The 12,294-nt window shown below is 71.6% G+C and carries 13 protein-coding genes, 3 pseudogenes and 1 riboswitch; of the genes and pseudogenes, 10 read left to right on the top strand and 6 right to left on the bottom strand.

Annotation, left to right across the window (positions count from 1 at the left end):
• Positions 1–92: 92 nt before the first annotated feature.
• Positions 93–692 (top strand): recombinase family protein, encoded by a 600-nt coding sequence (locus tag REH70_RS13150; protein WP_310747778.1) that lies wholly within the window; start codon positions 93–95, stop codon positions 690–692.
• A gap of 158 nt (positions 693–850) precedes the next feature.
• On the opposite strand, the gene REH70_RS13145 is transcribed toward REH70_RS13150, so the two are convergent.
• Together REH70_RS13145 and REH70_RS13140 are read right to left on the bottom strand one after the other, a co-directional pair.
• Positions 851–1,081, bottom strand: coding sequence for a DUF2188 domain-containing protein (locus tag REH70_RS13145; RefSeq protein ID WP_310754293.1), 231 nt, complete (start codon positions 1,079–1,081; stop codon positions 851–853).
• A 117-nt stretch (positions 1,082–1,198) separates the two neighbouring features.
• Entirely contained in the window at positions 1,199–1,720 is a 522-nt protein-coding gene (locus REH70_RS13140) for a DUF305 domain-containing protein (protein WP_310747776.1), read from the bottom strand.
• A gap of 12 nt (positions 1,721–1,732) precedes the next feature.
• Between REH70_RS13140 and REH70_RS13135 the strand changes: the two genes are divergently transcribed.
• On the top strand, positions 1,733–1,858 hold the full coding sequence (locus REH70_RS13135; RefSeq protein WP_310747773.1) for a hypothetical protein: 126 nt from the start codon (positions 1,733–1,735) through the stop codon (positions 1,856–1,858).
• Between the two features lie 77 nt (positions 1,859–1,935).
• Here REH70_RS13135 and REH70_RS13130 read toward each other — a convergent pair whose 3' ends face one another.
• Positions 1,936–2,337 (bottom strand): four-helix bundle copper-binding protein, encoded by a 402-nt coding sequence (locus tag REH70_RS13130; protein ID WP_298458461.1) that lies wholly within the window; start codon positions 2,335–2,337, stop codon positions 1,936–1,938.
• Between the two features lie 225 nt (positions 2,338–2,562).
• Between REH70_RS13130 and REH70_RS20735 the strand changes: the two are divergent.
• From REH70_RS20735 to REH70_RS13115, 3 genes and pseudogenes are all read left to right on the top strand, one after another.
• A pseudogene (locus tag REH70_RS20735) lies at positions 2,563–4,766 on the top strand (heavy metal translocating P-type ATPase).
• 54 nt (positions 4,767–4,820) lie between these two features.
• Positions 4,821–5,417 (top strand): annotated as a pseudogene (locus REH70_RS20730) (F510_1955 family glycosylhydrolase); the annotation flags it as partial.
• Between the two features lie 98 nt (positions 5,418–5,515).
• Complete coding sequence (locus REH70_RS13115; protein WP_310747766.1) at positions 5,516–5,749, top strand: hypothetical protein; 234 nt, start codon at positions 5,516–5,518, stop codon at positions 5,747–5,749.
• A gap of 243 nt (positions 5,750–5,992) precedes the next feature.
• Here REH70_RS13115 and REH70_RS13110 read toward each other — a convergent pair whose 3' ends face one another.
• The gene (locus REH70_RS13110) at positions 5,993–6,646 is read right to left on the bottom strand and encodes a DUF305 domain-containing protein (RefSeq protein ID WP_310747763.1); all 654 of its coding nucleotides are present in this window, start codon (positions 6,644–6,646) and stop codon (positions 5,993–5,995) included.
• Positions 6,647–6,675: 29 nt separating this feature from the next.
• Here REH70_RS13110 and REH70_RS13105 point away from each other — a divergent pair, with 29 nt between their 5' ends.
• The 4 genes from REH70_RS13105 (at position 6,676) to REH70_RS13090 (ending at position 10,038) form a co-directional block, all read left to right on the top strand.
• Positions 6,676–6,909 carry a hypothetical protein gene (locus REH70_RS13105; RefSeq protein WP_310747760.1) on the top strand — a complete coding sequence of 78 codons (234 nt, stop codon included), beginning with the start codon at positions 6,676–6,678 and terminating at the stop codon, positions 6,907–6,909.
• A gap of 132 nt (positions 6,910–7,041) precedes the next feature.
• Entirely contained in the window at positions 7,042–7,773 is a 732-nt protein-coding gene (locus REH70_RS13100; protein ID WP_310747757.1) for a response regulator transcription factor, read from the top strand.
• Positions 7,770–8,906, top strand: a complete 1,137-nt coding sequence (locus tag REH70_RS13095) for an ATP-binding protein (RefSeq protein ID WP_310747754.1) — start codon at positions 7,770–7,772, stop codon at positions 8,904–8,906. The genes REH70_RS13100 and REH70_RS13095 overlap by 4 nt, the downstream gene beginning before the upstream one ends.
• A gap of 126 nt (positions 8,907–9,032) precedes the next feature.
• Positions 9,033–9,193: riboswitch (cyclic di-AMP (ydaO/yuaA leader) on the top strand.
• 146 nt (positions 9,194–9,339) lie between these two features.
• Positions 9,340–10,038: a C40 family peptidase gene (locus REH70_RS13090; protein ID WP_310747752.1), complete on the top strand. Its 699-nt coding sequence runs from the start codon at positions 9,340–9,342 to the stop codon at positions 10,036–10,038.
• A gap of 240 nt (positions 10,039–10,278) precedes the next feature.
• Here REH70_RS13090 and REH70_RS13085 read toward each other — a convergent pair.
• Positions 10,279–10,443, bottom strand: a pseudogene (locus tag REH70_RS13085) (D-alanyl-D-alanine carboxypeptidase family protein); the annotation flags it as partial.
• Between the two features lie 582 nt (positions 10,444–11,025).
• Here REH70_RS13085 and REH70_RS13080 point away from each other — a divergent pair.
• The gene (locus REH70_RS13080; protein WP_310747749.1) at positions 11,026–11,343 is read left to right on the top strand and encodes a hypothetical protein; all 318 of its coding nucleotides are present in this window, start codon (positions 11,026–11,028) and stop codon (positions 11,341–11,343) included.
• Here REH70_RS13080 and REH70_RS13075 read toward each other — a convergent pair.
• The gene (locus tag REH70_RS13075; protein ID WP_310754291.1) at positions 11,340–11,867 is read right to left on the bottom strand and encodes a recombinase family protein; all 528 of its coding nucleotides are present in this window, start codon (positions 11,865–11,867) and stop codon (positions 11,340–11,342) included. The two genes, REH70_RS13080 and REH70_RS13075, sit on opposite strands and share 4 nt — an antisense overlap.
• Positions 11,868–12,294 lie beyond the last annotated feature (427 nt).

Here is a 12,294-nt window from a genome sequence, read left to right as displayed (position 1 = left end):
CACCGCCAACGGGCGGGGAAAGCCACACGGTTCGACCGTCGCGCCAAGTCGGTTCGCGGCCTTTTGCGACGGTTGTGTGCAAGGGTCTAGGGATGACGCGACACATCGGGAAGAAGCTCGGGTACGCGCGGGTGTCCAGCACCGATCAGAACCTCGACCGGCAGCGTGCGGCGCTGGGGGAGGTCGATCGGCTGTTCCAGGAGAAGCAGTCCGGCGCCGGCCGCGGCGCGCGCACCGCGTTGGCCGAACTCATCGACTACGCCCGGGACGGTGACACCGTCGCGGTGTCCTCGATGGACCGCCTCGCGCGGTCGGTCGTCGACCTCAACGCGATCGTGGCGGAGCTGGTCGCCAAGGACGTTGTCGTGGAGTTTCTGGCCGAGGGCGTGACGTTCCGGCCCGGCGCGGCGGATCCGTTCGCGGAGTTCCAGCTGAACATCATGGGCTCGTTCGCCCAGCTCGAGCGGGCCATTGCCAAAGAGCGTCAGACCGAGGGCATCCGCGCCGCTAAGGCACGCGGGGTCTACCAGGGCAGGCCCCGCCGGCTGAGCGCCGCCGACGTCGCGCAGGCGCGCGAGCTCGTCGACGCCGGCGTGCCGAAAGCCGAGGTCGCGCGGCGCCTCGGTATCCACCGCTCGAACCTGTACCGCGCCCTGGACGCGGCCGCTGCGGTGCCCGCGGCCAGCCACTGACCGCCGCCGCAGCTTCCGTTTCGCCTGCCGACGTGCTCGTCGATCCCGCGCGCGCCCGAGTCGTCAGAGCCGACGTCGCGGTTGCTCGCGGAGTCGCAGGCTGACTCGGTGGGCCGGCCGGAGCGGGACTACCCTGCCTACTGCCGGGCCTGCGTCCGTCAGCCTGGAATGTCGCGCGGATCGTTGCCCGGTTCGACGGTGTCCTTGGCCCGGATCTTCCCATCGCGACCGCTGATGCTCACCTCGCCGCCGCCCTGGTTCCCGACGATCTCTTTCGCACGCGCGATCGCCTGCGCCTGCGTGTCAGTGTGGGCTGAGGCGCGCTTGCCGCCGCCTGTCACGTCCCAGCCGCCCTCGGGATTCGGGACCACGTTCCTGTTAGGTGCCATCACTCTCGACTCCCTGGTTCTGTCGGCGAGGCTTGGATGCCTCGACCTGCGGAGCCAGCGTGGCAGAGGGCACTGACATGCGACGTTGCGACACTGCTCGGCGTCAGCGCGCGCCGGTCAGCCGCACTGGCGGTCTGCGGACGCCTCGAAGGTCGGGATGGGGCGTGCCTGGGCCTCTTCAGGTGTGGTGACGAGCCCGTTGGCTTCGATGTCCTGGACCAGCCATTCCATCTCGTCGATCTCGCGTCGTTGGGCTTCGCTGATTTCGACGGCGAGCTCGCACACCCGGATGTCGGCCAGTTCGGCCCGCTCGGATCGGGTGATGGCCAGGGAGTGGTGCGGGATCATGGAGTTCATGTACGCCGTGTCCTGGACGGTGGTCTGGCTGCGGTCCAGGAACACCCCGCCGGCCAGAAGCAGGACCCCGGCTGTGACGACGGCGATGTTGGCCTTGGTGTTTTTGTACATGTTCAGCATCCAGCCGATCATGACCAAGGCCATGGCTCCGCCCATGGTCAGCGCCATGAAGACGCGGCTCTCGCTGAAGCGGATGTGGTCCCACCGGTAGGTGCCGACGAACATGACCGCGTACATCACGACCATGCCGGTCAGGATCATGGCCGCGTACCGCAGGTACATGTTCCTCATGTGGTGACCACCCTGACCTTGACCGTGCTGCTGGTCATGGCCCTGGTCCTTGGCGTCGTGGTCCTGGTGCTGACCGTCGACCTGCTGGTGCCTCTTCATCGACACGGGCGCCGCTCCTTTCGCTGCTGACGTGATGTGGTGGTGGCGTCGCGGGTGCGCGGTCAGGCGCGACGGCGCCGGTGCGCCTGACCGCGTCCGGGAGGGGGTCAGGCGATGGCGTTGAGCAGCTCGGTGCACGCCTCCTCGCACGCCCGGCATGCCTCGGCGCAGATCCGGCAGTGCTCGTGCATCCCGGCGTGGCTGTCGCACTCGTCGCCGCAGGCGCGGCACGCGGCGATGCAGGCCTGCAGGTGGGCGCGGGTGACGTTGGCGTCGTAGCCGGTGTGGCGGGACAGGATGGCGGCGGTGGTGGCGCAGCTGTCGGCGCAGTCGAGGTTGGTGCGGATGCACTTGCGCAGGTCGGCGACCATGTCCTCGCTCAGGCACGCGTCCGCGCAGGCGGTACACGCCTGTGAGCAGGTGACCAGGGTGTCGATGACACGGGCGAGGAGCTCGCGGTCGAGGTTGATCTCGGCGGGGTAGGTCTGCAGCATCGCGGCGGTCTTCATCGTGCCCTCCGGTGAGTCTCGGTTGACGGCGCGTGGCCAACGTGAGCCCGCGCACCTGGACCCCATCGACGCTAGGGACCCCCGCGGCCGGTCGCATGGTGGGGCCCCGGGGGCGGCGATGAAGTTTCGATGAAGCCCCACCCCGGCGCACACACTGGGGAACACCAGCCCGGTCCAACCGGTTCCTGCCGCATACCCCGCAGGGGTATTCAACGGGAGGTCACGATGAACGCGGACGAGCACACCGGTCACACCACGCACCCCAGCCGCAGCGGCGCCGGACACCAGGACGCACCCGCCGGCCCGGCGGGCGACCATGCTCAGCACGCGCCCACGGCGGCGGCCGATCCCGGCGGCGGCCACCACGGGGGCCACGGGGGCCACGGGGGTGGCGGGCACCCCGGCGGTGGGCAGCACGGGGCCGAGCAGGCCCACGCCCAGCACGGCAACGCCGGTCACGGGCACCACATAGGCCAGTTCCGGGACCGGTTCTGGGTCAGCCTGGTGCTGGCGGTGCCGGTGGTGGTGTTCAACCACATGTTCGCCGACCTGCTCGGGTACACCCCACCGACGTTTCCCGGGTCGGAGTGGGTCTCCCCGGTGCTGGGCACGGTCGTGTTCTTCTACGGCGGCTGGCCGTTCCTGACCGGCGCCCTGGTCGAGGCGCGCAGCCGCCGGCCCGGGATGATGCTGCTGATCGCGCTGGCGATCACGGTGGCGTTCGTCGCGTCGTGGGCCACCACGCTGGGTGCGGCGATGGAGCTGGACTTCTGGTGGGAGCTGGCGCTGCTGGTCGTGATCATGCTGCTGGGGCACTGGCTGGAGATGCGGGCCCTCGGCGCCGCGTCCGGCGCCCTGGACGCGCTGGCCGCGTTGCTGCCCGACCGCGCCGAGAAGGTCACCGGCACCGGGACGCTCGAGGTCGCGGTGTCCGACCTGGCCACCGACGACGTCGTGCTGGTCCGCCCCGGGGGCCCGGGTGCCGGTCGACGGGCTGATCGTGGACGGCGAGGCGCACCTGGACGAGTCGATGATCACCGGGGAGTCCCGCGCCGTGCGTCGGGCTGGCGGGCGACACGGTCGTGGGCGGGACCGTCTCGACCGACAGCACCCTGCGGGTGCGGGTAACCGCGGTCGGGCAGGACACGGCCCTGGCAGGCATCCAGCGGCTGGTCGCCGACGCCCAGGCGTCGAGCTCACGCGCGCAGGCGCTGGCCGATCGCGCCGCGGCGTTCTTGTTCTACTTCGCCCTGGCCGCCGGCGTGCTGACTTTCGCGGCTTGGATGGTGTTCGGTGACACAGGGGACGCGGTGACGCGGACCGTGACGGTGCTGGTCATCGCCTGCCCCCACGCGCTGGGTCTGGCCATCCCGCTGGTGATCTCGATCTCCACCGAGCGCGCCGCGCAGGCCGGTGTGCTGGTCAAGAACCGGCTCGCCCTGGAGCGGATGCGCACCGTCGACACGGTCCTGTTCGACAAGACCGGCACCCTGACGAAGGGCGCACACGCCGTCACCGGCGCCGTCGCGACCCACGGGGTCGACCAAGCCACGATGCTGGCCCTGGCCGCGGCGGCCGAGGCCGACAGCGAGCATCCGGTGGCGCGGGCCATCGTGCGCTCCGCCGGCCAGGTGTCGGCGACCGTGCGGAACTTCCGGGCCCTGCCTGGGCGCGGGGTGCAGGCCAGCGTCGACGGCCACGAGGTCGTCGTGGGCGGGCCGGCGCTGCTCGCCGAGCGGCAGTGGACGCCCCCGGCGGACGTGCAGGCCGCGACCCGGCCGTGGGTGGAGCGGGGGGCATCGGTGCTCCATGTCGTGCGTGACGGTCAGGTCATCGGCGCGGTCGCGGTCGAGGACGCCATCCGCCCTGAGTCCCGTGACACGGTCGCGGCCCTGCACGCCCGAGGTGTGCGGGTGGCGATGATCACCGGCGACGCCCAGCAGGTCGCCGACGCAGTCGCCGCCGAGCTCGGCATCGACGAGGTCTTCGCCCAGGTCCTGCCCACCGACAAGGACGCCAAGGTCAGCGAGCTGCAGGCACGCGGGCACAAGGTCGCGATGGTCGGCGACGGCGTCAACGACGCCCCTGCGCTGGCTCGGGCTGACGTCGGGATCGCGATCGGGGCCGGCACGGACGTCGCCGTGGAGTCCGCCGGGGTCGTCCTGGCCTCGGACGACCCACGCGGGGTGGTGTCGGTGATCGCGCTGTCCCAGGCGTCGTACCGCAAGATGTGGCAGAACCTGGTCTGGGCGACCGGGTACAACCTCATCGCGGTACCCCTGGCAGCGGGCGTCCTCGCGTTCGCCGGGTTCGTCCTGTCACCGGCTGTCGGGGCGATCTTGATGTCCGCCTCGACGATCGTGGTCGCCGCCAACGCCCAGCTCCTGCGCCGACTGGATCTGGACCCCGCCCGCGTCACCCAGCCCTGATCGGCGCCGCGCCCAGGCCCGCACCGACTCCACACCGAAAGGCTCACCCAGCTGATGCCCCGCCGCTCTATCTCTCGTTTCCGTGCCACGGCAGGCGCGCGCGTCCTGGTCGGCCTCGGGCTGGTCGCCACCGTCACGACCGGCTGCGCCGCGACCCCGCAAGCCGGGCCCGCCTTGACGCCCGCTCCGGCGGTATCGGCTGAGCCCGGCCCGACCGGTACCGGCGCGGCCGCGGTGGACGGCCTGCCGAGCAGCCACGTCCATGGCGTCGCGGTGAACCCTGCTGACGGGCTGGTCTACCTGGCCAGCCATGACGGGCTGTTCCGCTACGGGCCGGACGGGCCCGAGCGGGTGGGACCGGTGATCGACCTGATGGGCTTCACCGTCGCGGGACCGGACCACTTCTACTCCTCCGGACACCCCAGCCCCGGAGTGGACCTGCCGGCACCGCTGGGGCTGGCCGAATCCACCGACGCCGGGCAGACCTGGCAGCCGCTCTCACGCGGGGGGCAGTCCGACTTCCATGCCCTGACCGCATCGACCGCAACAGTGGTCGGCTACGACGGTTCCGCACTGACCAGCACCACCGACGGGCAGACCTGGACCGAGCTGGACGCACCGGTCGAACCGTTCGCCCTGGCCGCATCTCCCGACGGCCGCGTGCTGGTGGCCACCAGCACGGCGGGGGTGTACCGATCCGACGACGGGGTGCGACGTGGCAGCAGCCGCAGGCACCGCTCCTGCAGTACGTGGCGTTCGCCGACGACACGGTCACCGTGGGCGTCACCCCAGACGGGGACGTCGCGCGCAGCGACGACGCCGGGCAGACCTGGACCCAGGTCGCCACCCTGGGCGAGCCGGCCGCAGCCCTCACCGCAGCCCGCGCGCCCGACAGCGGCGTGCGGGTGGTGGTGGTGACCGCGCAGGAGGTGCTGGAGTCCGCCGATGGCGGGGCCACGTTCGCACCCTTGGCGACCGGCTGACCGGCTGAGGCCTGCACGGCTTATGGAAGGGGAACAGTGCGTCGTCGGTTCGGGCCACGGCCACCGGGGCAGCGGTGACCCCAGTAGTGCAGCACCGGTCAGGTGCTGCTCGGCGCTCGTGGACAGGGGTGCGGGTGGGACTTACCAACCGCTGGAGGAACGCTGAGGAGAACTCCTCGCCGTCCTACCCGTGATGAGGCGGGCACCGGGCTTCTGTTCACACCGCCCGGTGCCCGTGCCGCTTCACAGGTTGCGCAGCAGGTTCTCCATCTCGGTGATCTCGCGCGTCTGGTCGTCGATCATCTTGCGAGCCAGGTCACGGGCCTCGGCGTTGGCGCCGTCGGCCAGCTGCGCCTCGGCCATCTCGATCGCACCGCGGTGGTGCTCGGTCATCATCTCCAGGAAGGCGCGGTCGAACTCCGCGCCGGAGAGCCCCTCCAGCTCGGTCATGGCGGACTGCATGTCCATACCGCCCATGTCCATGCCGCCGTGATCCATGCCACCCATGTCCGCGTCCTGGGGGCCTTCCTCGCCCCACGCCTGGAGCCATGAGTTCATCTCGTCGATCTCCGGGCCCTGCGCGGCGGAGATCCGCTCAGCCAGCGCCCGCACCTCCTCGCTGTCGGCCTTGTCGACCGCCCGCTCGGCCATCTCGATGGCGCCCTGGTGGTGGACGACCATCATCTGCGCGAACTGGGTGTCCGCGTCGTTGTGCTCACTGGCCTCGGTGGCCCCGGTGGCCCCGGTGGCCCCGGTGGCCTCGGGGGCGCTGGAGGTCGCAGCCGCGGCCGGCGGTTCGGCGGCCGGCTCGGCGGCATCGGAACAGGCGGTCAGCGCCGCCGCCAGCGTCAGGGCGGTCGCCGTAGCAGCCAAGCGCCGCCGGGTCGTGGTGATCACGAGAGTTCCTTCCCAGAACAGGTGTGCGGGTGGTTCAGGCGGTCGCGCTGGACGCGCAGCACGAGTCGTTCGCCTTGGCCTCGCCGCCGCCACCGCAGCAGCCGCTGCTGGTAGCGGCCTGCTCCGTCTCGGGCGTGTCCTGCGTGGGTGCGGTGGTGATGGTGGCCGTGGTCGTGTCCTGGCAGCAGCCCATGGGCGTTCTCCTTCGTGGTGTCGTGCGTGAGATCTGCGTCGAACGCGGCAGCGGTGGTCGTAGCACATGACCGGCGCGACCGGCCCGCCGTGGCGCGGACGCGCAACCATCATCAGTGCCCTGCGCTGAAGGACCGGTCACCCACTGATCAAGGTTCAATGAAGATCCCAGGCCCGGTGGCCGGGCCGCCGACAATGGGGGAGTGAGCACCCCTCAGTCCCCGGCCGCCACGGCCCGGCGTGCGGTCGTCGTCGACGACGAGCAGGCCCTGGCCCGGCTGGTCGCCGGGTACCTCGAGCGGGACGGGTTCGAGGTTCACGTGACCTACGACGGCGCCGAAGCGGTTGGTGTGCTGCGGGCGGTCGATCCGGACGTGGTCGTGCTGGACCTCGGCCTGCCGGGGCTGGACGGGGTGGAGGTGTGCCGCCAGCTGCGGTCCTTCTCCGACTGCTACATCATCATGCTGACCGCCCGCGCAGAGGAGGTCGACACCCTCACCGGCCTGTCCGTCGGCGCAGATGACTACATGACCAAGCCCTTCAGCCCCCGCGAGCTCATGGCCCGGGTCGGGGTCCTGCTGCGCCGACCCCGACGGTCCGCGCTGCCCCCCGCGACCCTGCCAGCCCGGCCGGCCATAGACGTCGGCCCGCTGCGCCTGGACCTGGACGCCCGCGAGGTCCACCTCGACGGCCGGCCCGTCCCGCTGACCCGCACCGAGTTCGACGTCCTAGCCGCCCTGGCATCGGACCCCGGGCGGGCGCTCAGCCGCGCGGCACTGATCGAGGCGGTCTGGGGACCAAACTGGGTCGGTGACGAGCACCTGGTCGACGTCCACGTGCTCCACGTGCGCCAGAAGCTCGGCGACAGCCCCGAGCAGCAGCGGTTCGTGCGCACGGTCCGTGGCGTGGGCTACCGCATCGGCACCGGCACATGAACCCCACAGCGGGCACGCGGTGGGGGCTGGCGGCGCGGCTGCTCGCCGCCCTCGTGGTGGTCCTGGCCGTGGCGGCGCTGACCGCGTGGCTGGTCGCCTCGGCGGTCGGGCCCGGCCTGTTCCACGAACACATGGTCCGCGCCGGCCTGCAAGACAACGACGACGCCGTCATGCACGCCGAACGGGCGTTCCGCGACGCCAGCGCGGTGGCCCTGGCCCTGGCCCTGAGCGCCGCGGCGATCGCGTCCGCGACCGTCAGCGTCGTCCTCGCCCGGCGCATCGGCCGGTCGCTGGGTGCGGTCTCCACGGCGGCCGCCCGCCTGGGCGCGGGCCAGTACCAGACCCGCGTGCCCGCGGCCGGCCTCGGCGCGGAGTTCGACGACCTGGCCGACTCGTTCAACACCATGGCCGGGCGCCTGCAGGACGCCGATCGGCTGCGCGCACGCCTGCTGGCCGACGTCGCCCACGAGGTGCGCACCCCGGTAGCGACCATCGCCGGGTACCTCGAAGCAGTACAGGACGGGGTCCAACCCCTGGACGAGGCCACCATGACGGTGCTGGCCGACCAGGCCGCACGACTGACCCGGCTCGCCCACGACTTGGCCGCCGTGACCCGCGCCGAAGCCGGGGACCTCGCCCTCAACCTCGAGGCCATGCCCGCGCATGAACTGCTCGAGCAGACCGCGGCGGCGTGGCGTGACCGCGCCGCCGCGGCCGGCGTCCACCTGGCCCTCGACCCGGACGCCAGCTCCGGCGGACGGCCGGTGGCCGTCGACCGTCACCGCATCGCTCAGGTCCTGGACAACCTGGTCGCTAACGCCCTGCGGCACACCGCGACCGGCGGCACCATCACCCTGCGCGTCGGCGTCGGCGCCGGCGACTCCGGTCGCGTCGCCCTGTCCGTGGCCGACACCGGAGAGGGCATCGCGCCCGAGCACCTGCCGCACGTGTTCGAGCGGTTCTACCGCGCCGACACCGCACGCGACCGCGCCAGCGGCGGATCGGGCATCGGCCTGGCGATCTGCAGAGCCCTCACCGAGGCCCACGGCGGCACCATCACAGCCACCAGTGCCGGCGTCGGCGCCGGCGCGACCTTCGTCGTCACACTCCCGGCATCCAGCCCCGGCCCGTAGCGCACGGGCGACTCGCCGACGGCGGCCCGTGACCGGATCGTGACATTGGCGTGTCCGTGCGGTTAGCATCACCGCCAGCCTCGGCCTCGCCGGGGTCGCCGGGGTGGACCGCCGAGTCCTGCCACCACCCAAGGCCTGATGAATCTCGCTGGCAGGAGCGGGGGACCCAATGTTCGTGGGCGCCGGTCATCTGGTGTCCTTGGGGTGAAGCCTGCCCATTAGGGCTGGCCGGGTGCTGCTCCGACCCGAACCCGACAGCTGACCTCGCAGGCGGCCGGAGAGGGCACCCATGTCACCGACGCCTGCCTCGGCGCGTCACCGTTCACCCGGCCGGCCAGCAACGCCGCTGACCGACCTCGCCGCAGCCGCGACCGGCTCCATCGCTGTCGTTGGACGCCGCACGGCCGTCGCCGCCGCGTCCGCTGGGCTGGTCGTGTCCAGCCTCGCCGCGCCGGCCGGTGCCGCCCCCGACGCTGCCGCGGTCACCCGGGTGCCGGCGGTGGACACCTCCACGCTGACCGCGCAGGCCCGTGCGGTGCTCGCCACCGCGCCGGTGGTCACCGTCGCAGCGGACGTGCAGTTCGCGCTCGACGTGCCTGCGGTCACGGTCGTCAAGGACCCGCCCCCGCCGCCGCCGCCGCCCAAGCCCAAGCCCAAGCCCGAGGTTGTGGCGCCCACGCCGCGGGCCGCAGCCGCGAGCCGCAGTGCCCAGCGCGCACCCGTCGCGGCGGCCGCCGCGCAGCCGACACCCGAAGCGCCCGCGGCCGAGCCCGTGGGTGCGCCCGCCCCCGCCAGCGCGAACGGCAACGCGATCGTGGAGATCGCTTCGCGGTACGTCGGTGTGCCGTACCTGTGGGGTGGCACGACCCCGTCGGGGTTCGACTGCTCGGGCTACACCTCCTACGTGTTCGCCCAGGTCGGGATCAAGCTGCCGCGGACCTCTTCCGCCCAGCGCAACGTCGGCACCGTCGTGCCACGGTCCCAAGCCCAGCCGGGCGACCTGATCTGGACCCCCGGGCACATCGCCATCTACGCCGGCGGCAACACCCAGGTCGACGCGCCCCGCCCGGGCAAGAGCATCCAGATCCGCGAGATCTGGCAGTCCAACCCGACGTTCATCCGGGTCTCCTAGGCTGCGGGAGGTCCTGGGCACGGAGGGTGCCCAGGACTTCTCGCGTGTTCGGCTGTCGTCGCGCTCGGCTCGTCGATGGCGGCCGTGGCGATGGGAGCGCCAGTGGACGTGGGTCGCTGCTGAGTACCGGGTGCCCTTACGCGCGGTAGACCCAGTGCCATGGTTCTCGAGGGTGTCTTCGACGAAACCGAAACGCCCGGCGTTGGCGCGCATCCAGGCCTGGGCCTGGTCGTTGAGGTCGAGGTCGACCGCCATCCCCCAGCCGTGCGGGCTGGTCCCCGGTTTCGCCGCCAAGCCGCCCTGGGAGTAGAGCCCCTTGCGCGCCGCGACGTCGACCTGCGCGTCGTACGACCGGTAGGAATCGGTGACGCCGACCTTGACGCCGTCACGAGCCGCCGCCGTCATCAACGACTCCAGGGCCTCGCCGGCGGGGGCCCACAGCTTGTGACCCGTGGTCCCCACCTTTCTCAGCGCGGCAGGTGGGATCGTCCCGTTCCCGTAGGCGGCGAGGTCGGCCGGGATCCCGTCCGCGGTCCGCCGCGCACCCGTGACAGCAGAGTTGGCGACCGCTTCACCCAGCGCCTGGCTGAACTCCGCACCCGTGTTGTCACTGAGCGGGCGTCCACGGGGCGCGCTGAAGGAACCGATGGTGGCCTGGATAGCCGCCACCCGCTGTGATATTGCCGTGATGCCGTCCACTTGGTAGCCCTCCTCAGAGAGCAATCGGCACGAATCGGTCGCGCCTGAGACCTGTGGCGCCCTGACCGCGGTTCTTGGACGCGCTGTCCAGCATGGTGCAGCGCGCCTCACTGCGTTGCATCGCGCCTGACCTGGGGGACGGGCGAGCACCTTCAGCCACTGGGTGGACCTGTATGGCACGGGCAAGACGACCGGCTCGCGGCTATCTCCCGACGTCGGGCAGGCGCCGCGCGGCGGCCATGACCGCACGCCCAGGGCGGGGGGCATCGGCGCTTCCAGGATCGGGCGATGGAACCCTTGGACGAGGCCGCGACGATCACAGTTACCCGAGGTGAGCTGATGATGCTTCGCGCCGGACTGAAGGCGTACCTGACGACGTTCGGGCGACACCGCGAAGAGGACGGCGGAGCGTCGCACGCGGGAGCTGAGTGGTTGGAGCTGCAGCGTCGCACCGGAGAGCTCATCTGGAGGCTCGAAGAAGCAGGTGCCCCGCCTGGGGCCCGCATCATTCACAGTCCTGAAGCTGTCAAACCGGGCAGCCGAGGGCGACGCCGCCGCACCGAGGCGGTCATCGGCTATGTCGGTAAAGCCGCCAAGTTGGTCTAAACGCTGGCTTTCGGCGACCGCGGAGGCGCGGGCGGGCGGTTGAGTGCCCGATAGATGGTGGTGCGGCTGACGCCGAGGACGTTGCCGATCTGGGCGACGGTCATGTCGTTCTGCTCGTACATCCGGCGTGCGGCTCGGACTTGGTCTGCCGACAGCAGGGAGGGCCGTCCACCGGTGCGCCCGCGTGCGCGGGCGGCGGCGAGGCCAGCGTTCGTGCGTTCGCGGACGAGGTCGCGCTCGAGGAACTCGGCCAGGGCGGCGAAGACGTGGAAGACGAGCCGGCCGCCGGGGGAGGTGGTGTCGATGGTCTCCTGCAGCGACCGGAACCCGACACCGCGGTCCGCGAGGACCTGCAGCTGGTCGATGAGGTGCCGGATCGACCGGCCGAGGCGGTCCAGCCGCCACACGACGAGGGTGTCGCCGGGGCGGAGCTGGTCGAGCAGCTTGTCGAGCTCGGGCCGGTGCTGCAGCGACCCGGAAAGGGTCGTTTCTGCGGCACCGGCGGCTGACGAAGTTGGCGGCATGCGTAGTTGGCAGAGCGGCTTCACGGCAGCGTGCTCGAGCGATCGATGCTTCAGCAGAAGATCGTGATCACCACCGGGCGGCTAACCTTCTGGGATGAGGTCTGAGCCGACGCTGGGCAGGCGAGCATGGCAAGAAGCGGCCGTCGGCGCGGTGGTCGGCGCTGCGATCTTGATGTGTGTCGTCGTGGCGCTCGGCACCATCGCCCTGTCCTGGGGTGCCCCGCTCAACGGCATGACATCGGCATGTATCAACGCTGGCCCTCCGGCACATTCCGTCCCAGAAGGTGCGAGCCTCGGGGCTGAGCACTCCTGGCTACCGCTTGGGGTGACGTGCCTGTGGAGCTTCGGGGAGAGTGTCGTCGTCCAGGGACCCGGATGGGGCCCGACCATCACAGTCGCCTCGACAGTCGTTGCCGCAGCGATAGCT

This window comes from Cellulomonas sp. ATA003 (assembly GCF_031582905.1).
Taxonomy (GTDB): Bacteria; Actinomycetota; Actinomycetes; order Actinomycetales; family Cellulomonadaceae; genus Pengzhenrongella.
The sequence above is the reverse complement of the archived record's forward strand: the minus strand, read 5'-3'. Positions and strand labels throughout refer to the sequence as shown.

Bases quoted from the DNA above. Each gene is read 5' to 3' on its own strand.
- REH70_RS13150 (WP_310747778.1), top strand. From the start codon at position 93: ATGACGCGACACATCGGGAAGAAGCTCGGGTACGCGCGGGTGTCCAGC.
- REH70_RS13145 (WP_310754293.1), bottom strand. From the start codon at position 1,081: ATGGCACCTAACAGGAACGTGGTCCCGAATCCCGAGGGCGGCTGGGAC.
- REH70_RS13140 (WP_310747776.1), bottom strand. From the start codon at position 1,720: ATGTACCTGCGGTACGCGGCCATGATCCTGACCGGCATGGTCGTGATG.
- REH70_RS13130 (WP_298458461.1), bottom strand. From the start codon at position 2,337: ATGAAGACCGCCGCGATGCTGCAGACCTACCCCGCCGAGATCAACCTC.
- REH70_RS13095 (WP_310747754.1), top strand. From the start codon at position 7,770: ATGAACCCCACAGCGGGCACGCGGTGGGGGCTGGCGGCGCGGCTGCTC.
- REH70_RS13080 (WP_310747749.1), top strand. From the start codon at position 11,026: ATGGAACCCTTGGACGAGGCCGCGACGATCACAGTTACCCGAGGTGAG.
- REH70_RS13075 (WP_310754291.1), bottom strand. From the start codon at position 11,867: ATGCCGCCAACTTCGTCAGCCGCCGGTGCCGCAGAAACGACCCTTTCC.